Source organism: Shewanella sp. 4t3-1-2LB (assembly GCF_017368415.1).
GTDB lineage: Bacteria > Pseudomonadota > Gammaproteobacteria > Enterobacterales > Shewanellaceae > Shewanella > Shewanella fodinae.
Window position 1 is genome coordinate 31,642 of the sequence record NZ_JAFNJD010000005.1, and the last position, 25,688, is coordinate 57,329.

At 51.1% G+C, this 25,688-nt stretch carries 24 protein-coding genes; 12 read left to right on the forward strand and 12 right to left on the reverse strand.

Annotation, left to right across the window (positions count from 1 at the left end):
• Positions 1–8: 8 nt before the first annotated feature.
• Complete coding sequence (locus J3L11_RS03500; RefSeq protein WP_207570058.1) at positions 9–2,474, reverse strand: VolA/Pla-1 family phospholipase; 2,466 nt, start codon at positions 2,472–2,474, stop codon at positions 9–11.
• A gap of 261 nt (positions 2,475–2,735) precedes the next feature.
• On the opposite strand from J3L11_RS03500, the gene J3L11_RS03505 reads away from it, so the two are divergent.
• Positions 2,736–3,482, forward strand: a complete 747-nt coding sequence (locus tag J3L11_RS03505) for a YciK family oxidoreductase (protein WP_207570060.1) — start codon at positions 2,736–2,738, stop codon at positions 3,480–3,482.
• Positions 3,483–3,526: 44 nt separating this feature from the next.
• Positions 3,527–4,447 (forward strand): M14 family metallocarboxypeptidase, encoded by a 921-nt coding sequence (locus tag J3L11_RS03510; RefSeq protein WP_207570062.1) that lies wholly within the window; start codon positions 3,527–3,529, stop codon positions 4,445–4,447.
• Between the two features lie 59 nt (positions 4,448–4,506).
• On the opposite strand, the gene rluB is transcribed toward J3L11_RS03510, so the two are convergent.
• The 5 genes from rluB to J3L11_RS03535 all read right to left on the reverse strand — a co-directional run bounded on the left by rluB (position 4,507) and on the right by J3L11_RS03535 (position 8,304).
• The gene (gene rluB / locus J3L11_RS03515; RefSeq protein ID WP_207570068.1) at positions 4,507–5,367 is read right to left on the reverse strand and encodes a 23S rRNA pseudouridine(2605) synthase RluB; all 861 of its coding nucleotides are present in this window, start codon (positions 5,365–5,367) and stop codon (positions 4,507–4,509) included.
• Positions 5,360–5,956, reverse strand: a complete 597-nt coding sequence (gene scpB / locus J3L11_RS03520) for an SMC-Scp complex subunit ScpB (protein WP_189615841.1) — start codon at positions 5,954–5,956, stop codon at positions 5,360–5,362. The genes rluB and scpB overlap by 8 nt, the downstream gene beginning before the upstream one ends.
• Before the next feature lie 17 nt (positions 5,957–5,973).
• Positions 5,974–6,765 (reverse strand): ScpA family protein, encoded by a 792-nt coding sequence (locus tag J3L11_RS03525; RefSeq protein ID WP_207570071.1) that lies wholly within the window; start codon positions 6,763–6,765, stop codon positions 5,974–5,976.
• A gap of 61 nt (positions 6,766–6,826) precedes the next feature.
• Positions 6,827–7,447 (reverse strand): L-threonylcarbamoyladenylate synthase, encoded by a 621-nt coding sequence (locus J3L11_RS03530; RefSeq protein ID WP_133037695.1) that lies wholly within the window; start codon positions 7,445–7,447, stop codon positions 6,827–6,829.
• A complete protein-coding gene (locus tag J3L11_RS03535) occupies positions 7,447–8,304 on the reverse strand; it encodes a PHP domain-containing protein (protein ID WP_189615845.1) in 858 nt (285 codons plus the stop codon). Before J3L11_RS03535 ends, J3L11_RS03530 begins: the two co-directional genes overlap by 1 nt.
• Before the next feature lie 335 nt (positions 8,305–8,639).
• Between J3L11_RS03535 and J3L11_RS03540 the strand changes: the two genes are divergently transcribed.
• From J3L11_RS03540 to J3L11_RS03575, 8 genes are all read left to right on the forward strand, one after another.
• Complete coding sequence (locus J3L11_RS03540) at positions 8,640–10,199, forward strand: anthranilate synthase component 1 (protein WP_207570073.1); 1,560 nt, start codon at positions 8,640–8,642, stop codon at positions 10,197–10,199.
• Positions 10,196–10,798, forward strand: a complete 603-nt coding sequence (locus J3L11_RS03545; RefSeq protein ID WP_189615849.1) for an aminodeoxychorismate/anthranilate synthase component II — start codon at positions 10,196–10,198, stop codon at positions 10,796–10,798. The genes J3L11_RS03540 and J3L11_RS03545 overlap by 4 nt, the downstream gene beginning before the upstream one ends.
• Positions 10,791–11,822 carry an anthranilate phosphoribosyltransferase gene (gene trpD, locus J3L11_RS03550; protein WP_207570075.1) on the forward strand — a complete coding sequence of 344 codons (1,032 nt, stop codon included), beginning with the start codon at positions 10,791–10,793 and terminating at the stop codon, positions 11,820–11,822. Before J3L11_RS03545 ends, trpD begins: the two co-directional genes overlap by 8 nt.
• The gene (trpCF, locus tag J3L11_RS03555) at positions 11,815–13,209 is read left to right on the forward strand and encodes a bifunctional indole-3-glycerol-phosphate synthase TrpC/phosphoribosylanthranilate isomerase TrpF (protein ID WP_207570077.1); all 1,395 of its coding nucleotides are present in this window, start codon (positions 11,815–11,817) and stop codon (positions 13,207–13,209) included. Before trpD ends, trpCF begins: the two co-directional genes overlap by 8 nt.
• A 41-nt stretch (positions 13,210–13,250) precedes the next feature.
• Positions 13,251–14,453 (forward strand): tryptophan synthase subunit beta, encoded by a 1,203-nt coding sequence (gene trpB / locus J3L11_RS03560; protein WP_207570079.1) that lies wholly within the window; start codon positions 13,251–13,253, stop codon positions 14,451–14,453.
• A 1-nt stretch (position 14,454) separates the two neighbouring features.
• Complete coding sequence (gene trpA, locus J3L11_RS03565; RefSeq protein ID WP_207570080.1) at positions 14,455–15,258, forward strand: tryptophan synthase subunit alpha; 804 nt, start codon at positions 14,455–14,457, stop codon at positions 15,256–15,258.
• Positions 15,259–15,468: 210 nt separating this feature from the next.
• Positions 15,469–15,894, forward strand: coding sequence for an Hsp20/alpha crystallin family protein (locus J3L11_RS03570; protein WP_189615859.1), 426 nt, complete (start codon positions 15,469–15,471; stop codon positions 15,892–15,894).
• 358 nt (positions 15,895–16,252) lie between these two features.
• Positions 16,253–17,908 (forward strand): glucan biosynthesis protein D, encoded by a 1,656-nt coding sequence (locus tag J3L11_RS03575; protein ID WP_242695075.1) that lies wholly within the window; start codon positions 16,253–16,255, stop codon positions 17,906–17,908.
• A 30-nt stretch (positions 17,909–17,938) separates the two neighbouring features.
• On the opposite strand, the gene J3L11_RS03580 is transcribed toward J3L11_RS03575, so the two are convergent.
• Positions 17,939–18,325 carry a nuclear transport factor 2 family protein gene (locus J3L11_RS03580; RefSeq protein WP_133037705.1) on the reverse strand — a complete coding sequence of 129 codons (387 nt, stop codon included), beginning with the start codon at positions 18,323–18,325 and terminating at the stop codon, positions 17,939–17,941.
• Positions 18,326–18,575: 250 nt separating this feature from the next.
• Here J3L11_RS03580 and J3L11_RS03585 point away from each other — a divergent pair, with 250 nt between their 5' ends.
• Both J3L11_RS03585 and J3L11_RS03590 read left to right on the forward strand, forming a co-directional pair.
• Complete coding sequence (locus J3L11_RS03585; protein ID WP_207570082.1) at positions 18,576–18,968, forward strand: hypothetical protein; 393 nt, start codon at positions 18,576–18,578, stop codon at positions 18,966–18,968.
• Positions 18,969–19,066: 98 nt separating this feature from the next.
• A complete protein-coding gene (locus tag J3L11_RS03590; protein WP_207570083.1) occupies positions 19,067–19,825 on the forward strand; it encodes a hypothetical protein in 759 nt (252 codons plus the stop codon).
• A gap of 25 nt (positions 19,826–19,850) precedes the next feature.
• On the opposite strand, the gene J3L11_RS03595 is transcribed toward J3L11_RS03590, so the two are convergent.
• The 5 genes from J3L11_RS03595 to J3L11_RS03615 all read right to left on the reverse strand — a co-directional run bounded on the left by J3L11_RS03595 (position 19,851) and on the right by J3L11_RS03615 (position 25,574).
• The gene (locus tag J3L11_RS03595) at positions 19,851–20,981 is read right to left on the reverse strand and encodes an ABC transporter permease (protein WP_207570084.1); all 1,131 of its coding nucleotides are present in this window, start codon (positions 20,979–20,981) and stop codon (positions 19,851–19,853) included.
• The gene (locus tag J3L11_RS03600; RefSeq protein WP_207570086.1) at positions 20,971–21,915 is read right to left on the reverse strand and encodes an ABC transporter ATP-binding protein; all 945 of its coding nucleotides are present in this window, start codon (positions 21,913–21,915) and stop codon (positions 20,971–20,973) included. The genes J3L11_RS03595 and J3L11_RS03600 overlap by 11 nt, the downstream gene beginning before the upstream one ends.
• Complete coding sequence (locus J3L11_RS03605) at positions 21,912–22,853, reverse strand: HlyD family efflux transporter periplasmic adaptor subunit (RefSeq protein ID WP_207570088.1); 942 nt, start codon at positions 22,851–22,853, stop codon at positions 21,912–21,914. Before J3L11_RS03605 ends, J3L11_RS03600 begins: the two co-directional genes overlap by 4 nt.
• The gene (locus tag J3L11_RS03610) at positions 22,850–23,506 is read right to left on the reverse strand and encodes a TetR/AcrR family transcriptional regulator (RefSeq protein WP_189615874.1); all 657 of its coding nucleotides are present in this window, start codon (positions 23,504–23,506) and stop codon (positions 22,850–22,852) included. Before J3L11_RS03610 ends, J3L11_RS03605 begins: the two co-directional genes overlap by 4 nt.
• 160 nt (positions 23,507–23,666) lie before the next feature.
• Positions 23,667–25,574 (reverse strand): TonB-dependent receptor, encoded by a 1,908-nt coding sequence (locus tag J3L11_RS03615; protein WP_207570089.1) that lies wholly within the window; start codon positions 25,572–25,574, stop codon positions 23,667–23,669.
• Positions 25,575–25,688: the final 114 nt, after the last annotated feature.

A 25,688-nucleotide genomic window follows, 5' to 3' on the forward strand; every position in this document is an offset into this window, starting at 1 on the left:
CGCTTAATTTAGCTGCCGCAACTCTGGATCACCTGCGGATTAGTAACCACAATTGCGGGTGCTCCAGCCGCCGCTGACGCTGCAAACGTTGCGACTTGTGACTGCATCTCTGCGGTTGCTGCCGCCGCCATACCATCAGTCACTCCACTAATCTCAGATGGGCTGACAATAGAGCTGTGGTGCCCCTTGGTAAAACGTACCGCCCCATTGCTACCACTGCTATCGACACAACTCAACCCAAGGTTAGCAATTAAAGGCTCGGTTCCCGACAATGGAAATCCACTCACACTATTTGGCAATACCTGATCAGGTTTATTACCAGCACCATCACCAACCACCTCTATCAAATGCACTGGCAAGCCAGAAGCCTGCAACATTGCCGCCTGACTAATGGGGTCGCTGCTGTCTATGGCCGTCTGCACCGCGAAAGCAAAGGTTGGAATAAAGCTTTGATACACGGTTTGCACCAATGCGGCATACTCAGCAGAATCCTCAGCGTAACCGGCAGTATTAGCCGCAGTGACTAATGCCTTAAACGTATCAGATGCTGTGATATTGGCAAACAACACCGGCGAGAAGGTGGCGGAGCCAGCAAAACTGCCAGCAAGTCCACCACTTGGTGCCACCAGCGATACACCTTTTATCCCGTAATAATTTGGCAAAGCACTGCCACTGCTGGGCTCCACCAATCCACTGCTGGCATAAGTCGCAAAATCAGTACCGACAATAGCACCGAGGCTTAACCCTTGCGCGGTGATCTTATTCGCATCAAACAGCGGTGTGGCGCCACCCGCGGCTTGAGAAGCACTCAGTCCGCCAATGGCTAACCGCAATGCCAAATGATCCACTGTCGCCTGTCGGAAGTTATCACGTACAGATAAGGTACTAGCGATGTTAACAAATACCAACGCATTGCCATTATCAAAAGCATGAGGCTTACCGATCACAGCGCCAAAAGACGGGTCGGAGGCAGAGACCTCATAAACACCATCATTATTTGCATCATATGACCGAGCACCATGTAGTGGCATATCCATCGCTACCAGCGCTACACCTGCAGCGGCATAACTGCCGGCATAAGCCAGCGCCATCTCCTTGCCACCACCGAGGCCGTGCATAGCAAGTGTCGTTGGCCATCCGCTGGCAGGCGCGCTGAAGGTTTTGCCCTGACTGGCATAAAATAACGCGAGTTTTGTGGCGTTAGGCACGCTGATAAGTAATGGAACCGTCTCATAGCCCTTAATAGCTGGAATAGGATTGAAACGTGTCAAATGCCGATTCACATCAGCATTACTACCATCGTCCAAAGTCCAGGTTTTTCCCGCAAGCAAAGAGGGATTAGCCAGAGCTGCACTGGGATCTATGCCATAATTTGTCGCCTGAGTTGCGAAATGGCTTTGGCTCATAGTGCCATTCTGCAACGCTTGTAAGACTGCCACCGGGCTGTCACCTAATGCTTGCCAGTGGCCATCAATGCCATCGCAACTGGCAGATGAACAATCACCGTATATAGGCAATTTTATCGCTGCCGTATAAATATCGGCCATATCCGCGAGTACGTACGCAGTGCCATCGGCGGCAGTCAGTCCTGCTGCCGTCGCGGCTGTATAGCCAGCGGGCATAGGCGCTTGTACCCAAGTTGGCGCATAGGGTGAACCAGTTTGCAACATCAGCAGTTTGACGGTTTCATAAACATCACTGACTGACTGTGTAGTAAACAAGCCGGCGTATATAATAGTGTCGCTGTCAACACTGTGGCTGCTGCTCAACCCCTTTTCGTAACTGTTGACCAGTGTCTGTAACATCAGCTGATCGGGCGTTTCCAGTGGATGGGTTGCAATATCCATTTTCAGCAAAGCATAGGTTGTGGAAGGCGCGACGCTGCGGCCTTCTGTGTCCTTGATTAAGGTAGTTGCAGCATAAAGGTAAGAGTGGGCAGGTTTAAGCGGCTTCAACGGTACCACGACAATATTGTTACCTGAAACCTGCGTAACAAAATCCTCTCCCCAGGTCAATTCATCGCCCACAGCACAAGCGCTGACCGCTGGTGCCGACTGACAACTGCTGTCGGTTGACAGTGGGCCACCACTGGTTGCCTCGAATAACCGCACCGCCCCAGGCTGGGCAACGGAAGATGCTAATAAACCTACTGGATTGCCACTACCGTCCTTTGCTGGTGTAAACCCTATCGTGATAGGTTGCGTAGTCGACCAACCGTCCAATGCGCCCAACGCCAGTTGCGGGTCAGTATAATCGCCCGAACTTTCACCCGGCATGTTAAGCGTACCGTCGAGCGTACCACTGAGCAGCAGATCATTAGGTATCGGTACCGCTGAATTCGCGGGATCAAATACCAGATGCGTTTCTGGCACCAATGGTTCTGTGTTATCTTTCAGCTCGTCATAGCTGTCACCGCCGCAGGCTGTGAGTCCGAATGCTGCCATCACCGCAGCAACTACTATCCGTCTGTTCATGTTTGTAACCCCAAGTCTTGTTGTAGTAGTTTTGTTTCCCTGACAAATTGGTCACAATACCCCAAATACAGCGACCACAGAGATGAGACCTAAGTCTCAATCCTTAACAAGTTAATGCAAAATTATCAGTTTAGCTACCAAACAGAAACAAATGAAACCAAGGTTTTACACCATTAATCGGTCATTTGTTTTAAACAAACCAAACAATCCCCGCCAACACCAATCTGGTAGCGGGTTATTGGAAAAACGGGAAGTAGACGGATGTTGGACTATCAGGCCAAAAAAGATTTATTGCAGCATAAAATTATTTTGGTAACAGGCGCAGGCGATGGCATCGGCCGTACGGCGGCAACCACCTTCGCGGCATATGGTGCTACCGTCATTATACTCGGACGGACACAACATAAGCTGGAGCTGGTGTATGATGACATTAGGGCTCAAGGCAGCCCTGAACCGGTTATCATGCCGCTGGATCTTGCCACCGCAACGCCTGATGACTACCAACACCTAGCAGACCTGATTGCGGTTCAATTCGGCCAACTCGATGGTTTATTGCATAATGCCAGTCTGTTAGGAACACTAACTCCGCTGGAACAGCTTCCCATGACAACGTTAGAACAGCTGTTAAAGGTCAATGTGGTGGCCCAATTAGCACTGACCCAACCGCTACTGCCGCTGCTACGACGCGCTCCAGCGGCCTCCATTTTGTTTACCAGCAGTAGTGTCGGGCGCAAGGGTCGTGCTTATTGGGGCGCCTATGCTATCTCCAAATTTGCCACTGAAGGCATGATGCAGGTGCTAGCAGATGAATGTGATGGCAGCACGGTGCGCAGCAATAGCATCAATCCAGGTGCGACTCGCACGGCCATGCGCGCCAGCGCTTACCCGGCTGAAGATCCGCTGACACTTAAAACCGCTGAACAACTCATGCCGTTATATTTGTACCTTATGGGTGATGACAGTCGCCACGAAAATGGTCAGCAATTCAGCGCGCAGCCCAAGCCCTAAACACCCAATGATTTCACAAGAAACACAACAACAAGGCATCGATGATGAGTCAAGAATCAAGCTATCCCATCGGAACACCAGGTATCCCCTGGGGTGACAATGAAAAACAACAGTGGCGTCAATCCCAAGTTATCCACCGCAGCTATCAGCAACAGGTGGTCGAGAAAATCAACGCACTTGGTGACCAATTTGAGCTACTACAATATGGTGAGCTCAGCTATGACCCCGCCCGTTATCCGTTGCTGGCACTGAAATCAAAGGATTGGGATGCAGCAAAACCCTGCGTATTGATCACCGGCGGTGTCCATGGCTACGAAACGTCGGGGGTTCAGGGGGCATTACTGTTTGCTCAAACGCAAGCTAAGCAGTACATCAACGACTTTAACTTACTTATCGCTCCTTGCGTCAGCCCCTGGGGCTATGAGGTGATCAACCGCTGGAATCCGCTGGCAATTGATCCTAACCGTTCCTTTTATGCTAATAGCCCTGCCGAGGAATCTGCCGCATTGATGGCATTGGTTGCTGCGCAGAACTGCGAATTTTTAGCGCATATCGATCTGCATGAAACCACTGACACCGATGAAAGCGAGTTTCGGCCAGCACTGTCTGCCAGAGATGGCAAAGATTATGAGCCCGGTGAAATTCCCGATGGTTTTTATGTGGTTGATGACAGCGCGCACCCTCAACCTGCATTTCAAAAAGCCATCATCGATGCAGTTGCGAAAGTGACACACATCGCCCCGGCGGATAAGGACGGCAATATCATTGGCTCAACAGTGGTGCAACCTGGGGTTATCGAATATGCCCTCAAAGCATTGGGCTTATGTGCCAGTGTCAGCGATGCTCCCTACACCTGTACCACCGAAGTGTATCCAGACAGCCCTAAAGCCACGGCAGATATCTGCAATCAGGCGCAAGTGGCTGCCGTTTGTGGCGCACTCGATTTCCTGCGGTACAACCGTTAACCCTCGGCTTAATTCACGAAAAGGCCACTTACACCGTGGCCTTTTTTGTTGTTTTCAGACTATTGCCGGGTTGGTTTACCTTGGGTGGTTTTCTGTTTGCGCACCGCTCGGCGCACTTTAGCGCTACGCACTTTGGCCCGTGCCACACTGTGCTTATCCATACCCAGCATAGAGCGGGTTTCCGGTTCCAGTCCGGCAAGCTGCCGCAGATAATTTACCTGCTCCAACGGTAATTCCATCCAACCACCACGCGGCAGGGTTTTAGGCAATTCAATCATGCCGTAACGCACCCGGATCAACCGACTGACCTGCACCTCTACCGCTTCCCACAAGCGCCGCACTTCGCGGTTACGGCCTTCATGTAACGCTACATGCCACCACTGGTTGATACCTTCACCACCGGCTGATTTGATTTGATCAAACTGTGCTGGGCCATCTTCCAGCATGACGCCAGTGCGTAGCTTTTGCACCACCAGATCGCTGACTTCACCAAAGGTGCGCACCGCATATTCACGCTCTACTTCGTTAGAGGGATGCATCAAGCGATTCGCCAGTTCACCATCGGAGGTAAACAGCAGCAACCCCGAGGTATTGATATCCAGACGCCCGACGGCAACCCAACGACTATCACGGGTACGTGGCAGTCGGTCAAACACGGTTGGACGCCCCTCGGGATCTTTGCGAGAGCAAATCTCGCCTTCAGGTTTGTGATAAGCCAGCACGCGACAGATCACTTCGTCGGCTGACTTGAGCGATACCTGGCGACCATCGATACGGACCTTGGCATCCGCTTCAATGCGGTCACCAAGACTAGCAATTTCGCCATCGACACTCACCCGGCCTGCAGCTATCCATGCCTCCATCTCACGACGGGAGCCATGGCCAGCACGGGCCAAGATTTTCTGCAATTTTTCACTCATTAATTGACTCTTCTATGGTTTCCGGCATGGTCTTCATTCCTGAAAACACTGCCGCTAATGATTCAGCATCGGTTAACGGCGGCAAGTCCGCCAGTTTATCGAGGCCAAAATAGGCTAGGAACTCCGCAGTAGTGGCAAACAACGCAGGCCGTCCCGGCACCTCTTTGTGTCCCACTACGCGCACCCAGCCGCGATCCGTTAAATTCTTGATGATTTGGCTGCTGACAGCCACGCCCCGCACCGCTTCAATCTCGCCGCGGGTTACCGGTTGCTGATAAGCAATTACCGCGAGTGTTTCTAGCGTCGCCCGCGAATATTTAGGCGCTTGCTCCTGCCACAACGTCTGCAGTATCTCGCTTAGACTGTCACGGGTTTGAAAGCGGTAGCCTCCTGCGACATTCACCAGTTGTACGCCGCGTTCTTGGTAATCCACAACCAGTTCATCCAGCACTGCCTTCAAGCGTGGCAATGACACAGTGAAATCCGCCAGCACCGTGTCTCGCAATGCTTTGACTGACACCGGTTTTGCCAACACAAACAGTGTGGCCTCAACCAATTGTTTCAGTTGCAAGTCATTGATTTGAGGCACTCAACTCTCCGTTCTGATTAAAATGCTTTCAGATAAATGGGTGCAAACGGTTCGCTTTGCACTAATTCCACCAGCAGCCCTTTGACCAATTCCATCAACGCCAGAAAACTCACTACTACCCCAGCACGTCCTTCGCTGATGGAAAACAGCTCGCTAAAAGAGGTGTATCGCTCACTGGAAAGCTGCGCCAAGATCTGACTCATGCGTTCCCGGGTTGATAACTGCTCTTTGCGTACCTGATGATCGCCATAGGCTTCCACCCGCTTTAGCACATCAGCAAAGGCTCTTGCCAATTCCAACAAGCTGACATCCGGTGGCACCAATGTCGGCCGAATTGCTGGCGAGGGCGCAGCCCCTGCCTGAAACACATCACGCTCCAACCGTGGCAGTTGATCCAACTGCATGGCCGCATCCTTGATACTCTCATAAGCCTTCAACTGACGGATCAATTGCGCCCGAGGATCTTCCTCTTCGTCCGCTTCCAGCTCCGGCTTCGGTAGCAATAAACGCGATTTAATCTCTGCCAGTGTTGCTGCCATCACCAGATAGTCGGCCGCCAGTTCCACTCTGGCGCCCTGCAGCATCTCAATATATTCCAAGTATTGCGCGGTTATCTGTGTTAGCGGTAGATCGACCACATCCAACTTCTGTTTACGGATCAGGTAAAGCAACAGATCCAGCGGCCCCTCGAAAGCTTCCAAAAACACCGCCAACGCTTCAGGGGGAATGAACAGATCGGACGGCAACTCCTGCAGCACTTCACCACGCACAATGGCAAGCGGTAAACTCTGCTGAACGCCTTCGGTCATCCGTTTCTCCTTGCTGCTACGCCATTTCCAGCAAACGCGCGATTATAACGGCTAATATCGGTTAAAGAAACGCCGTTATATCACCCGCGCCTTCACGGACAATTTCAATGCTGTCTTCTGACATATCAATCACTGTGGTGGGCTTTTCACCGAGATAACCGCCAGCCACAATGGCATCAACTTGGTGTTCCAGTTCATCGCGGATCATTTCAGGATCCGATTCAGCCACATCATTTCCTGGAAGCACCAGTGTCGTAGACATCAGTGGCTCGCCCAGCGCTTCCAACAACGCCGCCGCAATCACGTTGTCTGGCACCCGAATACCTATAGTGCGTTTTTTCTCATTCTGTAACCGCCGTGGCACCTCTTTAGTTGCCTTAAAAATAAAGGTATAAGGGCCTGGGGTATTATTTTTCAGTAATCGAAATGCTTGATTATCCACTCGGGCATAGGTGGACAACTCAGACAGATCACGACATACCAGAGTAAACTCGTGGTTGTCTCCTAGCTGGCGGATGCGAGCAATGCGAGTCATTGCGTCTTTATTACCTATCGTGCAACCCAAGGCATAACCAGAGTCGGTGGGATAAACGATAACACCGCCATTTTTGAGGATATTCACCGCCTGATTGATCAAACGCGGTTGAGGATTGACCTCATGTACATAAAAAAACTGACTCATTACTCAACTGTCCATTGCTCTGTTTGCCAGACCCAATTCAACCCTTTGGGCCGACGTAAATTTTTACCGAGATCCAGCCAGCGTCCGGGGAAATGAAAATCGCTGCCCACCGAGGCCATCAAGCCATTGAGATTGGCTAACTGCGCTAATTGCACTAAGTCGTCAGGCGACTGTTGTCCCAACACCACTTCCATAGCTTCGCCACCGGCGTCTTTGAATTCTCGCACCAATTTCTTCAGCCATTTACCTTTCAGCTGATAACCACTGGGGTGTGCCAATACCGCGATACCACCCGCTGCGTGGATCGCCGCAATCGCTGTCTGCATATCGCCCCAGGTATTGGGTACATAGCCAGTCTTACCACGCGCCAGATAACGTTTAAATACCTTGCTAATATCGTCGACCACGCCAGTTTCAACCAAATAGCGAGCATAATGCCCACGGCTCAATGCTGCATCGCCAGCCAGCAGTTTGGCCCCTTGGTAAGCGCCTTCAATACCAGCTTTCTCCAGCCGTTGGCCAATTTCCTGCGCCCGCAATTCTCTTAGCTGACATTGTTGTGCCAAAAAAGCCAGCAGAGGTGGATGCTCACAGTCAAATGCCAAGCCAACGATATGGATATCATACGCGTGCCAACGAGTAGAGATCTCCACACCGGTCACCAGTTGCAGAGGCTGAGGCTGTTGCTGGTTAAACTGCTGAGCTGCGGCCAGCCCCGCAATGGTGTCGTGATCAGTAATCGCCAAGACATCAACGCCATTGTTGAGGGCTCTGGCGACCACTTCAGATGGTGCCAAAGCTCCGTCAGAGGCGCTGCTGTGACAGTGCAGATCAATACAGGTTTGTTCGGTAATCATCTGCTTATTGTACTTGAGTTTGCCCGGTAAAAGCGATTTATCTTATTAAGGCTCAAGATTATTTCGAAAAACTTGCGAATAATTCGTTGACTTTAGCAGCCGACTGCGGTTTTCTATAAGCCAATCACTGAACAGGAATCTTTCGTTATGTTTAACATCGCTTCTCTTAGCATCGTATGGTGGTGGCACTTCCCTTAAACGCGGGTGGTGTGAAGCGCTGTATCTAAACGAAAACAGTAAGATTCAACGAAGAAGCCCGCGAAATGCGGGCTTCTTGCGTTTCTGAAGCAAGAAGATCCGCAGCAGGTAAACGTTAGGCAACACAGGACCTTTATATGAACAGACTTAAGCCAATCGCGACAGTCAATTACAACCGTCACCCTTTGCCCTATCAAGACGACCCGCTACGACTGTATCAACAACTGACCGATAACCGGCCGCACACCATGCTGCTGGAATCCGCCGAAATTGACAGTAAAGACCATCTTAAAAGCATCATTCTTACCCATGCAGCGCTGAGCATCACCTGCATGGGGCAAACCGTCAGCTTTAACGCCCTTTCTGAAAATGGCGCCACGCTGTTACCCGCCATTGCCAGCTACTTCAAACCATTAGCGCAAGTGAGTGAAAGTAACCGATTATTAATCGTCAGCTTTACCAAGGTAACCGAAGCGTTGGACGAAGACGCTAGGCTTAAAGCCCTGTCACCGCTTGAAGGTCTGCGACTGTTGCAACAAGGCATAGCAATGGACGGCGGTAGTTGTTTTGAAGGCTTGTTCCTTGGCGGTGTACTAGGCTATGACCTGATTGCCACTGTTGAACCATTACAAGACGTTGCAAGTGGCGACAACCATTGCCCGGATTACCTGTTCTATTTGGCAGAAACGCTGATTATCGTTGATCACCAGCGCCAAAATGCTGAAGTGATCAGTCATGCGTTTACCGCAGACAGCCGTGTCAACAAACAGCTACAACAACGAGTTGCTGAGATCAGCGAACGCTGCCAACAGCAACAGGAAATTCCCCAGCTTAAAGGGGTGCATGCTGACGTTGAGGCCAACATCAGCGATGCGCAATATGGCGCCCAAGTGGCGCAACTCAAAGAACATATTCGTGCTGGCGATATTTTCCAGGTAGTGCCATCTCGCTGCTTCAGTCTGCCCTGCCCCAATACGCTGGGCGCTTATCGGGCACTGCGGCTGACCAACCCCAGCCCCTACATGTTTTATCTACGTGCCGCCGATTTCACCCTGTTTGGTGCATCACCGGAAAGCGCCGTGAAATATGAAACCCATAGCAATCAAGTGGAAATGTATCCCATTGCTGGCACCCGCAAGCGCGGCAAAGATATTGACGGTAATATTGATGCCGATCTGGATGGTCGAATCGAGCTGGAACTCAGGCTCGATAAAAAGGAGTTAGCCGAACACATCATGCTGGTTGATCTGGCGCGCAATGACATTGCCCGCATCAGTGCCAGTGGCAGCCGCAAAGTGGCCGATTTACTCAAAGTGGACCGTTATTCACATGTGATGCATCTGGTTAGCCGCGTCACGGGCCAATTACGCCAGGATCTGGACGCGCTTCATGCCTATCAAGCCTGTATGAACATGGGGACGTTAGTAGGTGCACCCAAAGTACGCGCCGCGCAACTGGTCCGCGAAGTGGAACAAAAACGCCGTGGCAGCTATGGCGGAGCTGTGGGGTATATCAACGGTCTGGGTGATATGGATACCTGTATTGTTATCCGCTCGGCGTTTGTCAGTAATGACATCGCCTATATCCAGGCCGGCGCCGGGGTGGTGTATGACTCCGAGCCGTTGGCAGAAGCCGAAGAGACACGCCAGAAAGCGCAAGCCGTTATCAGCGCAATCAAAATGGGAGGCGCACTATGAAAATCTACCTGCTGGATAATTTTGATTCTTTTACCTACAACTTGGTAGATCAGTTCCGCAGCCTCGGCTTTGAAGTGGTCATCTACCGCAACGACATCAGCGCCGATTATCTGTCAGCACTTATGCTGGCAGAACCGGCGCCCACAGCATTGGTATTATCTCCTGGGCCAGGTGCCCCTGCCGAAGCTGGCTGTATGCTGTCGCTGATAGGCAAAGTCGCTGGCAAACTGCCGATTTTGGGCATCTGCCTTGGTCACCAAGCATTGGTCGAATACTACGGTGGCACCGTTGGCCGTGCGGGGCAGATAGTGCACGGTAAAGCCAGCCCAGTCAGCCACAATGGTCAAGGTATGTTTTCCGGCCTGCCATCGCCGTTGTCGGTTGCCCGTTACCACTCGTTAGTGGCAACCAAGGTGCCAGATTGTCTTGAGGTTATTGCCAGCTTTGAAGACATGCCAATGGCCATAGAGCATCGCGAACATGCATCGGTAGGTTTCCAATTCCATCCTGAATCTATTCTCAGCACCCAGGGCAGTACACTGTTGGTGCAAACCCTGCAGTATTTAACATCTGCCAGCAGGGAGACCACCAATGTCTGATATACAACCGTTAATGGAACAGCTTTACGCGGGTAAGTCGCTGAGTCGTAGTCAGGCTCAAGCGTTGTTTACACCACTGATAGCGGGAGAACTCAGCGAAGCGGCTATATCAGCACTATTGGTTGCATTAAAGATTAAGGGGGAGACGGTCGATGAGATAAGCGGCGCTGCAGACGCACTGCTAGCCGCCGCTAAACCGTTTCCGGTTAGCGGCCACGGCGTTATCGACATTGTTGGCACGGGCGGTGACGGTTATAACACTATCAATATTTCCACCACTGCTTGCTTTGTTGCCGCAGCGGCGGGCGCCAAAGTCGCCAAACATGGTAATCGCGGCGTCTCCAGCAAATCTGGCGCGTCTGATCTATTGTCAGCGCTGGGAATAAAGCTCACTATGTCTCCGGCAACGGCCGCCCGCTGTCTAGAAGAACTGGGGATCTGCTTTCTATTTGCGCCCCACTATCATGGTGGTGTGCGTCATGCGGTTCCGGTACGCCAGGCATTAAAAACCCGCACCCTGTTTAATGTACTGGGGCCATTGATCAATCCTTCGCGCCCCGATTATATGTTGCTGGGAGTATACAGCCCGCAACTGGTTCGCCCGATTGCCGGAGTTCTACAGGCTCTGGGGGTAAAACGGGCGATGGTGGTACACGGTGCGGGACTGGATGAAGTTGCACTGCACGGCGAAACGCTTGTCGCTGAGCTCAAGCAGGGACATATTGAAGAATACCGACTCATGCCCTCAGATTTTGGTGTGGCACCTGCCACCATCAAAGAGCTGGAAGGTGGCTCACCTGCTGACAACGCCGCTATCACCCAAGCGGTGCTCAACGGTCAAGGCACTCTTGCCCAGCGCAATGCCGTTGCCGTGAATGCCGCCTGTGCCCTTTATCTTTGTGGTTTGGCGGATGATCTGCGCAGTGCCACCGCACTGGCGCTGCAAACACTCGATGCCGGCCGGGGTGCTGCGTTAGTCCAGCAACTGGCGGCGGGCAGTCAACTGGAGACGGCTAATGAGTAATGTGTTAACTCGGATTGTCGACAGCAAAAAAGACCATATTGCCAAACTGCAACAACGCTTTCCTGAAGCGAGCCTGCAGCCGCAGATTTCGCACCGGAGTCTGTATCGGGCACTTAGCGGCCCCAAAGCCAGTTTTATTCTGGAATGCAAAAAGGCCAGCCCCTCAAAAGGCTTAATCCGTAATAATTTTGACCCGCAAGCCATCGCCACGGTGTATCGTCATTACGCCAGTGCTGTATCCGTGTTGACAGACGAGCAATTTTTCCAAGGGGATTTCGCTTTTATCCCGCAGGTTCGCAGTCAGGTAGACCAGCCAATCCTGTGCAAAGATTTTTTTATTTCACCCTATCAGGTGAAGCTTGCAGCGCATCAGGGGGCGGATGCCATTCTGCTAATGCTATCGGTTTTAGATAACGTGCAGTACCGGCAATTGGCAGCAGAAGCGGCCAAGTACAAATTGGATATCCTCACTGAGGTCTCTAATGAAGAGGAATTGCATCGGGCGATCGCCCTGAATGCACCGCTGGTAGGGATCAATAACCGCAATCTGCGCGATTTAACCACTGACATCGCCACCACCGAAAGACTGGCACCGAAACTGCCGCCGGAAATGCTGGTCATCAGCGAATCCGGCATTTATACCCATGCCGATGTCAGACAGTTAGCACCGCTGGTGAATGGATTTCTGGTGGGCAGTTCACTGATGGCCGAGACAGATCTGGATCTGGCCTGCCGCAAATTGATTTTTGGTCATCACAAGATCTGTGGGCTCACCCGCAACAGCGATATTCACGCCGCTGCCGATGCGGGCGCTGTGTATGGCGGACTGATTTTTGCACCGCAATCGTCTCGCAAAGTCAGTTTAGTGCAAGCACGTCAACTCGCCGAAAACAATCAGCAGCAAGCACAACGATTACAGTTAGTCGGTGTGTTTGTGGATGCCCCAGTTGCCGAAATCGCGGCTATTGCTGCCGAACTACAGTTAAGCGCCGTGCAACTGCATGGCAACGAAGATGACACCACACTGGAAAAACTGCGGCAAGCACTTGATAACGCTGGGATGACGGCAACAGAGATCTGGAAAGCCATCGCCGTCAGTACTGAACAACAAACCGCTATTGCCTCTTTGCCACAATTTGCTGACCGCATCCTTTATGACAGTAAAAGTGGTGCCAGCTTCGGCGGTACCGGCCAAGTTTTTGATTGGCAACAACCACTGCCCCGTAAGCACGAGGCAATGCTGGCGGGTGGCTTAAGGCCAGAGAATGCGGCCGCGGCTGCGATGCAAGGCTTTTACGGACTGGATTTTAACTCCGGGGTTGAAGTCGCACCGGGGATCAAAGACAGCGATAAAATTTACGACGTACTGGCTGCCGTCAGAGCGTAATCACCTGTTTGACTGCGGCTAAGCCGCTTCAAGGAAATAGCATGAGCGAAATGTTACTCAACCCTTATTTTGGGGAATATGGCGGTATGTATGTGCCGCAAATATTGATGCCAGCGCTTACACAGCTGGAGCGGGCATTTGTCGAAGCGCGGGAAGATAAAGCTTTTTTAGCGGAATTTCACGATCTGCTGAAGAACTATGCCGGGCGCCCAACAGCCCTAACATTGACTCGAAATCTGTCACCCAACCCTAAGGTGAAAATCTACCTAAAGCGTGAAGATCTGCTGCATGGCGGTGCCCATAAGACCAATCAGGTGCTTGGACAGGCGTTGCTGGCCAAACGTATGGGTAAAAATGAGATCATCGCTGAAACCGGTGCCGGACAACATGGTGTAGCGACCGCCCTCGCCTGTGCATTGCTAGGGCTCAAATGCCGTATTTATATGGGTGCCAAAGACGTCGAACGTCAAAGTCCTAATGTGTTCCGCATGCGCTTAATGGGCGCCGAAGTGATCCCGGTACACGCAGGCTCATCCACACTGAAAGACGCCTGTAACGAAGCCATGCGTGATTGGTCAGGCAGTTATGAACGAGCCCATTACCTGTTGGGAACGGCTGCCGGACCGCATCCATTCCCGACCATTGTCAGAGAATTCCAAAAAATGATCGGCGAAGAAACCAAACGCCAAATGCTGGAAAGAGAAGGCCGTTTGCCAGATGCAGTAATCGCCTGTGTGGGTGGCGGTTCCAATGCTATCGGTATGTTTGCTGATTTTATCGATGAACCAACCGTTAAACTGATAGGCGTGGAACCCGCTGGTAAAGGCATCGAAACCCATATGCACGGGGCCCCCCTGCGCCACGGCAAGACCGGGATTTTCTTCGGCATGAAATCACCAATAATGCAAGATAAAGAGGGGCAGATTGAAGAATCCTATTCCATCTCCGCTGGTCTTGATTTTCCATCCGTGGGCCCTCAACACGCCTATCTGTATGCTTCTGGCCGCGCCAATTATGAATCGGCTACCGATGAAGAAGCGCTGGAAGCGTTCCAGCTGTTAGCGCGTCATGAAGGTATTATTCCGGCGCTGGAGTCAGCTCATGCGGTCGCTTACGCGCTGCGTTATGCCCGCGAATGCAGCGGTGACACCCTCTTGGTGGTGAATCTTTCCGGTCGTGGCGACAAAGATATCTTTACCGTTTCAGACATACTGGCCGTCCGCGAAGCCAGCCAGGAGGTTTAAAATGAGCGAACGTTATCAACACTGTTTTGCCCGGCTCGCGAAAGAAAAACGCGGCGCCTTTGTGCCTTTCGTTACCCTGGGAGATCCTAATCCTGAACTGTCGCTGGCAATTGTCGATACCCTAATTACCAACGGTGCCGATTGTCTGGAACTAGGCTTTCCATTTTCAGATCCCCTAGCCGATGGCCCGGTGATCCAAGGCGCAAACCTGCGCGCACTCCACAGTGGTACCACTCCTAGTCGCTGTTTTGAAATGATCAGCAAAATCCGCGCTAATCACCCAAACACGCCCATTGGTCTGTTGCTTTATGCCAATCTGGTGTATGCCAATGGTGTACTGAATTTTTATCAGCGCGCCAAAGCAGCAGGGGTCGATTCAGTATTGGTTGCCGATGTGCCCGTTGAAGAATCTGTCCCCTTTGTTACGGCGGCCAAAAGCGTTGGCATAGCACCGATTTTTATCGCACCACCGAATGCCGATGCCGATACGCTGGCAAAAGTTGCGAACAGCGGGGAAGGATACACTTATCTGGTATCACGGGCAGGGGTTACCGGGGCTGACAACGCCGCAGGTATGCCGGTCCATGAGATTCTGGATATGTTGAAACAATTTAACGCACCACCACCATTACTGGGCTTTGGTATCGCTGAACCCCAACAGGTCACCGCGGCTATTGAAGCCGGAGCCGCTGGCGCGATCTCTGGTTCAGCAGTAGTCAAGATTATTGCGGCCAACCTAGATAACCCTAAAGTGATGCTGGAACAACTGGGGACATTTGTTAAAGCGATGAAAGCTGCCGCCTGAAAAGCCAGCGTTAAATAACAATAGCAAAAGGCAGGAATGAACCTGCCTTTTTATTTGCCATAAGCACCCACCTTTTATGCACAAAATACCATAAAAAAATTGTGGGTTAATCCTTGAAAAAACGCCTAGCGCTACCATATTACAAAACAGGTAATCGAGAATTACCGAGATGTTGAATCAACTTGGGATAACAACTCATAAGGAGGTCATATGAAATTACGTCCTTGGAATCCTGCAGAAGAATTCGACAACCTGTTTAGCCGTTTCGGATCTTTGGTGAATTGGCCTACTCCATTTATGGCGGGTGATCGCCATTGGTTGCCAGCAACAGACATCAGCGAAAACGCTGACAACTATCTGTTGAAAGTAGAGTTACCAGAAATGAAGAAAGAAGATATCAGCCTTAATATAGAAGATGGCTGTCTGGTGCTTAGTGGCGAACGTAAACATGAACACACAGATGACAAACAGCATCTGACCGAACGTTATTACGGCCAGTTTGTCCGTCGTTTTCAGTTACCTGAAAACGTGGATGAAAATGCCATTGATGCGAAATTCGACAATGGCATGTTGTATCTGACATTGCCGAAAACTGCGGTGAAAGTCGATAGTAAACATCAGATTGATATCCACTAGATTTAGCACTTCCCAACCCGTCGCCACCTCTTCGGAGGTGGCTTTTTTTACAATTAAATTCAGCTAGTTATTACAACCTCATAATATTTAAGCACAACTATTCACAATGCTGATAGCAAACCACTTTTTCCTGAACCTAATCCGGCGACAGCATTCCATTGTGACAAAAATGTGCTAGATTCTGGCGTACTGATTTTTATGCAGATTGTGGCAAAAGTTGCCCTCGCTGCACCTCCACAGGTTTCATCATTACCTGTAACATATAGCGTTAAGGAACCCGCTCAGGCGGGAGATACCGGAAAGTCACCTAACTCAGAGTCTGCTTATGCAATTCAACTTATTGTCTGCAAAAGAAATTATGAAAAATTCACTGGTAACGGGCCCTGTGAGTCAATACAGGGAGATGCCGGGACGACGGCGGCGGGCGCTGAAATTTACCCGCAGCATATTGATTTCCTGTGGTGTGCTGCTGAGTTTATCGGCCTGCGCGGTTGGCTTGCAGGCGTCACCAGCAGAGGGGGAAAATTTTAGCTATGCTTGGCTTAAAGGCTACGCCCGCAATCTGGCAACGCAAGCTTATGTCAGCCACAAAGGTGAATTACCTGACAACCTTAAACATCTGGATTGGGACGATTATCAACAGCTGCATTTTAAGAAAAAGGCCGCGCTGTGGCGTAATGATGATGTGAATTTTCGGGTGGAACTGTTTCACCTCGGATTATATTTTGATACGCCAGTACAGATGTATGAACTGCGGGACGGCAAAGCCTCTCCTATCAAGTATTCATCAGCAATGTTTGATTACGGTAAATCCAAAGTCGATGGTAAAGCACTGCCGAAAGATCTTGGCTTTGCCGGTTTCAGAATGCAGTTCCACACCGACTGGGAACGTGATGTTATAGCCTTCCTCGGTGCCAGTTATTTCCGCGCTGTCGGTCAGGAGATGCAATACGGGCTTTCTGCCCGAGGCTTAGCCGTGGATACCGCGATGGATCATCCAGAAGAGTTCCCGATGTTCACCGACTTCTGGCTGGAACATCCGCAAAACAATTCCGATGTGACCACTGTCTACGCACTAATGGACTCGCCCAGTGTCACTGGTGCTTATCGATTTGATATCCAGCCTGGGGCCAAATTAAAGATAAAAGTTGACGCAGCTATTTATCCTCGTAAAACCATCGAACGGCTTGGCGTTGCCCCATTAACCAGCATGTATATGGTTGGCGAAAACGATCGCCGTACCGACTATGACTGGCGCCCAGAGATCCATGACTCGGATGGTCTGGCGATGCACACCGGCAATGGTGAGTGGATCTGGCGGCCGTTAAATAACCCCGCAGAATTACGCTTTAATGCTTACAGCGATGACAATCCCAAGGGGTTTGGTCTGCTACAGCGTGACCGTAACTTTGATCACTATCAGGATGATGGCGTCTTCTATGAAAAACGTCCAAGTCTATGGATTGAACCCACCAGCAACTGGGGCAAAGGCTCAGTACAACTGGTGGAAATTCCGACGTTAGATGAAACGTTCGATAACATAGTGGCTTTTTGGAATCCGGCACAACCGGTAGCTGCAGGTCAGGAGCTGTTGTTCAGTTACAACATGTATTGGGGGGGGATCCCACCAGAACAATCGCCCAAAGCACGAGTGGTGGACACCTTCACTGGTATTGGTGGCGTAATCGGCAAAAAACGCCCTTATTACAGCAAACGCTTCGTCGTGGATTTTGCCGGTGGCTCACTGCCAATGCTCAGTAAAGACACTGACGTGAAAGCCGTCATTTCAGTGTCTCGTGGTCGCACAGAAATAGAATCTGCCCGTCCACTGCATGCTATCGATGGCTATCGCGCCATGTTTGATCTGGTACCACCAGACGACAGCACAGACCCAATCAATATTCGCCTGTATCTGGAGGCCGATGGACAACCATTATCAGAAACCTGGCTGTATCAATGGAATCCACCGCCAAAAGATCAGCGGCAACTGCATAACGCAGGTCACCTGAAATAAATGATTACGCCGGCATTTGCCGGCGTTCTTTTAGGCAGTTTCCGTTAACAACGCATGCCCATAGGAGTTATCAATCACACACAGCCATTGTCCGTCAATCAGTCGAAACACATAAGTCGCCTGTCGCTCAGTGGCTGGCAGATTATTAGCACTCACCATTGTTCGCGCTAACGCCAGCACAGTATCTCCCGCAGGCAGCAACACCATTCCGGCCTGTGTGACTTGCAATGAATGCTCAAAATAGCCGGCGATGGCTTCAAAGGCTTTACGGATCTGGGCCTTACCGCTGGCATTCATTCCGGGTTTAATCACCAGTAACGCATCTGCTGCATAAAACTGCATCAAGGTATCAAAATCTTCGGCCATTATCGCCTTATCAGCCATAGCAATCTGTTGTTCAACGGGATGTTGAGCCACGGCAATCTCCATTAGTTAAGTAGGCTCATTGTTGCAACATATTAACGGCAAGGCTTGTAATAGCACAAATCTCTGGTGGCACGCTCGGTGTCAAACAAATGTTTCCCTTAACTCTCTGTTAAGAATACCAAGGCTAGATTCACTATAACGCACAAGCAGATTGTAGTTTATCGAGCATACGCTGCGTCGTGGATATCACGCGATAAGCGGGTAATGAAAGAGCAAATGCGCTCACTAGGAAGGCATCATCATGAAAACAGGGTTAGTTATTGCCGGATTACTGTTGTGCTGCACTCAGGCACATGCCAACGGTAATTCAAGTTTGAACAGCGAACTTGGGCATTTTGCTGGGGGATTGTTTACCTCCGGTGCCGTCACGGCACTGAGTAATCATTATCTACCGCAACAGGATAGAGCCTGGAATGGTTTTTGGCTGCCAACAACAATTAGCACACTAGAAGAGTTTCGTGAATTTGCCGTTGGCGATAACACCGCCGGTGAAGCCTTGCTCGATGCCAGTTGTTTTGCGGTTGGCGCACTCATTGGCAGTTACAGCACGGATCACTATCTGCTGACACCCACTGTCCACAAAGACGGTGAAACAGGGCATTACTTTGGTGTCAATTTGGCGTTCCGTTTCTAATAGCAAAGTGCTTCCCCATCGCATTTTATGATGGAAGCGCCACACTGCCGAGCCAGCCAGTGAGCAGAACAACGCAGACTTAACGGAGAGACCTTGTGATGAATAGCACTACCCAAGCAACATTAATCAAAGTACCCGCGGTGACCTTGGGGTTCTGGATCATTAAGATTCTGGCAACGACGCTCGGCGAAACCGGGGGTGATGCCGTTTCCATGTCGATGGATCTGGGCTATCTCATCAGCAGTGCTCTATTTATGCTGCTGTTTGTCGCTATGGTGCTATGGCAGATCCGTGCTACGGATTTTCAGCCGCTGCGCTACTGGGCCACCATTCTGGCATCAACCACCGTGGGCACCACCTTAGCCGACTTTGCCACCCGCTCACTGGGCATTGGTTATGGTGGTGGCACTTTGCTGTTACTCACACTGTTAGCGCTTACATTAGTTTTCTGGCACCGACAGCTTGGCAGTATTGACATTACATCGGTCAGCAGCGTTAAAGCACAGTTTTTCTACTGGTTGACTATCATGTTTTCGCAAACACTGGGGACGGCGCTCGGCGATTGGACCGCAGATAGTGCTGATTTGGGGTATCTGTTTGCCGCTGGAGTCTTCGGTAGTTTGCTGTTACTTATTGTATTGCTCACCTATTTCAGTCATATATCACGTACCGCATTGTTCTGGGCAGCATTTGTGCTAACGCGCCCATTAGGGGCGGTTGTTGGGGATTTTCTGGATAAACCGGTGGCGCAAGGCGGGTTGGATCTGAGCCGTTATTCCGCCACGGCGGCACTATTAACAACTATTGTATTGCTTATTATGCTACTCCCCCAACGCGCCGCCCTAAAAACCCATTGACCACGGCTAAATCTTAACAAACGCCTCATCCTAGCCGCTTATGGAAGCGTTTTGAGGCGACAAGCACCCCGATACAGGTAAAACCCAATAACCACAATGCATCTTCCCCCAATGACATAACCTCTGCTTGGCGCAACACTACGCCCCGCACCATACGCATAAAATGGGTGGCTGGCAGCGCTTCGGCTATCCACTGCGCCGCTGAAGGCATCGCCTCATAAGGGAACATAAAACCGGACAATAGAATCGATGGCATCAGCACAAAGACAGTCATCTGCATCGCTTGCAACTGGGTCTGTGCAATAGTGCTTATCACCAGCCCTAACGTTAGACTGGCACAAATAAACAGCAGTGACGCCAATAGTAAAGAATCCAGGCCTCCGCGTACAGGAACGGCAAAAACCCAATGGCCCACACTGAGAATAATGGTTACCTGGATCAACCCCACCAATACATAGGGAATGATTTTTCCCAGCATCAATTCCAGCGGCTTTACTGGCGTGGCAATCAAAAACTCCATGTTGCCGTGCTCCCGCTCGCGAACGATGGCGGCGGAGGTAAACATAATCATGGTCATGGTCAGTATCACCGCCAGCAAGCCAGGCACGATATTCACCACGGAACGCTGCTCGGGGTTAAAGTACTCCACCACCTCAAATGTTGGCACCACTGCACTGACACTGCGGTCAGCCAACTCATCTAATGGCATAGTACGAAGCGCCCGAATGGTTGCTGCGACCATGGTGTCTGAGCCATCCACCAACCATTGGGCAACGGGGCGGGTCAGCGCCGAACGTTCTCGGCGACTGTCAAATGCGGGATGATTCACTAATCGCTCGCCAAAATCCGCTGGCAGATATAATACGGCCTTCACTTCGCCATTAGTAATCGCCCGTTCTGCCGCTGTTGCGGAGCTGTAGTTGTGGGTAAAATCCACCACCTGCGATGCGGATAGTGCCTGCACTAACGCCCGGCTGTAGCTACTCTGACTCAAATCAACAACGCCCGCAGGCACATGCCGCACATCGGTATTGATGGCGTAACCAAAGAGCATCAACTGCAACAGCGGGATCATGACAATCATGCCAAAGGTCATGCGGTCACGTGCCAGCTGTTTCAACTCTTTGGTGATGATAGCCAGTAATCTAGCCCACATGGCGGCCTCCGGTACATGTTACAAACACATCTTCCAGACTGGGCCGTACGATCTCTAACTGGTGTGCGCCACAGAAGGGTTGCAGCAGGCCGAGCGGATCCCGTTGTTCATCTTTCACCAACACCCGCAAACGACTGCCTGCCTGGGATGCCGAAATTACTGCGGTTTGCGCGGTCAACTGCTGTTTCAGTTGCCGCAAACCATCGCCACTGACTTCAATGACCGTTGCCCCCATTGATTGCATTAGCTCTCTAGGTGTACCGTCGGCGCGTTTGAAGCCGTGTTCCATAATTGCCAGACGGTGGCAGCGCTCCGCTTCATCCATGTAATGGGTGGACACCAAAATGGTGGTTCCCGCGGCGCTGAGATCAAACAATTGCTCCCAGAAATCACGGCGATTTTGCGGATCGACCGCCGAAGTCGGTTCGTCAAGAAACAGCAACTCCGGTTGATGTAACGTGGCACAGGCAAGCGCCAGTCGTTGCTTCTGACCACCGCTCATCGTGCCTGCCAACTGCTGGCACCTGTGCTCAAGCCCATACTGCTGCAACAATTCATCAATTCGGTCACGGCCTTTTTGGCCTCTGACGCCATAAATAGCGGCGACAAATCGCAGGTTTTCCAACACTGATAAGTTGTCATACAGCGAGAACTTCTGCGTCATATAGCCGATGCGGCTTTTAAGCGCTTCCTCATGCCCCCTCAGCAATTGCCCAAGAACGGTTACCTCGCCAGCACTGGGTTCCAGTAACCCGGTCAGCAACCGAATCGCGGTAGACTTGCCACAACCGTTGGGGCCAAGAAAACCGTAGATAGTGCCCCTAGGAACGGTCAGGTCCAGCTGATTGACGGCGACCAGATCCCCAAAACGCCGCGTTAATCCGCTGGCGCTAATGGCCACGGTAGGTTCGGGGGAAGTTGCGGCTTCGGTCATGGTAATCGCACCTCCAGTGCAATCCCTACCGGTAGGCTAGCAGCGCCGGGTAAATCAATATCGGTGAGATACATCAGCCGCGCTCTATCCCGTTCATTCAGAGCGAAATAGGGGGTGAACGCTGGCTGGCTGCGAATATTGCTGATAGTGCCGTCAAACGGTTGTGAGTGACCATCTACCCACACTTGCACTTTATCGCCTCGATGCACTTGGGCTAACGCGGTTTGCGGCAAATATACCCGCGCATAGGCGCGATCGGATGCTAGGAGGGTCACCAATTGTGCCCCGGCAGCAACCCGATCGCCGGTTTTCCATGGAAGAATGTCTACTTCGCCATCCCGCGGCGCCTTAAGGCTAAGATCGACCAACGATTTCTCGGCTGCAGCCAAGGCGGCAGCCGCTTCATCCACTTGCGCCTGAGCCTGAGCCAGTTGCTCGCTGCGGGTTCCGTTTTTCAATTCTAGCCACTGCTGCTGCGCCTGTTCGGTAAGTGCTTGAGTCTGGTTTTTCAGAGCAGTAGCTGAGTCCAATTCGGCTTTACCTATCATTTGCGCATGATACAACTCTTGTGCCCGGCGATATTGCTTGGCAGCATCCTCTGCCTGCGCCTTGGCCGCTTGCATAGCAGCTTCAGCCGCCGCAACTTGTTCATTTCTGGCACCAGTTTGTAACTCCAGCAGCTTCGCTCTGGCCTGCTCCAGACTGGCGCGGCGCTGTTCTACAACGGCACTGGCACTACGACTGTCCAGTTGCAGCAATAGCTCACCCGCGTGTACCTGCTGCCCTTCAGTGACATCAATAGCGCTGATCTGCTCCGCGACCGGGGCCGACAATATCATCCGGTCTCGCTCCAGCGTCCCCATAGCGCGGCTACTATCTCCCCCTGAACAGCCACTCAATAACAACAGCAGCACCCCGCAATAATGTTGGTAATTCATTTGTATACTCCTGGCCCGGTAGGCGGCAAGTTATCCGGGTTAAACAATCCTTCACGCATTACAATACGGTTATGATTAAGCAACTTAGTTAACCAGTTATCGGTCAACTCAAGACCAAATTCCTGCATTAATACCTTGGGGGCTATCAGAGGGAACACCATCAGGCTGATAAAACTGAGACGAATGAGTTGTGGGTCCAGATTGACATTAAGTTGCCGTCGAGCGGCCAATTGCTGTACCCAACCAGAAGCGTTGCCCAGCATTTCACGAAATACACCTGAGAGAACAGCAAACGCTTCGTTATCATTCTGATTATTCAGCACCTGAAAAATCAGTCGTGGTAAAGCCGGATTGGCTGCCATCATCTGGTAGTACGCTTGCATCAGCTCTTCTGGAGAATGTAGTTCGCAACTGAGGTTGTGTTTAAGTATTTGTGCCACTGGCGCTATCGTTTCTCGCACCATGGTTTCAAACAATCCTGCCTTGGAGCCGAAATAATAGCGGATCATGGCGGCGTCAACATTGGCCCGTCTGGCGAGTTCGCGAATAGACACGCGCTCATAGGCATTGTGTAAGAAACAAGCCCTAGCGGCATCAACCAGTGCTGCACGGGTTTGCGGATCACCTTTAGGTCTTCCCGGTTTGATTGGCATCGAGGGCTCCTTTAATTCATCTACTGATGAATATAACCAACAATGCCGGGTTAGGCAGGAACTTTAATTCAGCAAACACCACAATGATGCAGAATTGCCGTAAACAAAAGCGGCCATCCACAGCATAACTGCAGCTGGCCGCTTACCGTGTTTTAACGGATTACAGACTGAGGCTTAGCCCCACAAATACCGCGCGCCCCGGCAGAATGATTTCTGAGTCCTCATCATCCTTAGCGGGTTCTTCGTTGGTCACATTGGTGACACCGGCACGGAATTTCACGTGCTCATTAAACTGATAACTACTCCCTAAATCCAGCAACGTATAACCACTCTTGCGTTCAGCACTGCTGTTAAGATGAGACCCATAGTAGTTACCCGCGGCATACAACATAAAGGCATCAGTCACATGCCAGTCGAGCTTCAGGTTAGCGGTCTGCCGCGGCCGACCAGTGAGTTCTTCACCGGTACCAGTCTCGGTATCCAAATAGCTGTAATTGCCTTTAAGGCTAAGATCTTCGGTCAAGTCAACACTGCCGGTCAGCTCAATCCCCTGCAATGTCACCTTGTCTTCGTTATAGTATGTGCGTGTCGGGCTGACGCGATCCCAAGCGCCTACGGTGATTAAATCTTTCACCCGATTATGGTAAACGGTAGCGGACAGTTCATAACGAGGTTGGCTCCACATGGCTGAGAGCTCATAGTTGACACTGGTTTCTGGATCCAGATCTGGATTACCGGTAAGGTTACAGGCGCCCCCACAACTGACCGAGGCAAAGGTTGGCGAAGACTCAAATAGGGATGGCGCACGAAACGCGGTGCCGACGCCACCTTTAAGTACCAAGCCATTTTCAGCATTGAAAACCAGATATGCTCGAGGGCTAAAACGTGAACCGTAATCCTGGTTATCGTCGTAGCGGCCGCCCCACGTTAAACTAAACTGCTCCAGAAAATCCAATTGATCCTGAATAAATAGCGAATGTTGCTCTGTGCTATCACCACCGGTGACAGGATATTGCACTATGTCATCGACCTCAGTCTTATGGTATTCCCCCCCGACGGTCCAGTCTTGGGCCAGCGCCGAGAAAAATGCCGTACCGCGGAAAATCGTATTAGTTTCATCTATATTGCGACCCAAAGGCGGTTGTAGACGGTACTGAGTGTTATAGTCATACATCTGTGATTTTTCGCGATAAGCCATCAACTCACTGCCACCCCAGCCCCATTCACCTTTATGGGTCAGGCTGAAAGTATTACGTTCAATTTTTTGCTCACGGTTAGCGGTCGCGGAATAACTTGTCAGAGGGACTTTGTCATTATCATATTGATAATCGAGATCCAAGGTCTGGTTGTCAGCCACCTGCCAGTTGAAGGCGGTATACAGTTTTTTGGTATTACGCTCCTCTATGGAATCATAACCTGGGGTCAGTTCATCATTATTCCAGGTGTCTTGATCCGCTTTCTCTGCGGTGAACATCATGCCGAGGGTGTCGGTTAATTTTCCAGTGCCAAACAGGTTTGAGCGAGTACGATCACCACCATCACCGTCAGTCATCGCACTATATTCTGTATCCAAAGTCAGATCCCAGTTTTCATCCGGTTGCTTAGTAATGACGTTAATAACGCCACCAACGGCATCTGAACCATAAAGTGCTGACATTGGACCACGAACCACTTCAACACGGGCAATGGCATCAACGGGAATGGCAGTGATATCGAAGTTACCTCCACGCCACAAGCCATTGGAGGACGAGACGCGCTTGCCGTTAATCAGCATTAGCACATAACCCTGCCCCATACCACGGATGTAGATATCGTTACGTCCGCCGGTACCGGTATTAACGCTGACGCCAACACTTGAACGCAAGACATCCCCTAAGTCTTTCACCGGCAGCAGTTTTATTTCATCAGCGTCAATCACAGAAATTGACGCCGGGGCAGTACTCAACTGTTGATCCTTGGCACTGGCGGTAATCACCATGCGCTCCATCTCCCCATCATCAGCCCATAGTTGGCTGCTGACCGCTAATGCCAGAACGCTCAATACCTGTGCAGTTACACCTTTTTGCATGTTCAGTCCCCTAATTCCACATCTACGGACAAAAATATCCTGCTGAAATCCAGCGTCTTTTTGGTTTCAACAGTAGAAGCATCAAAATTTCGGGGGACGATAACACATCCAAAA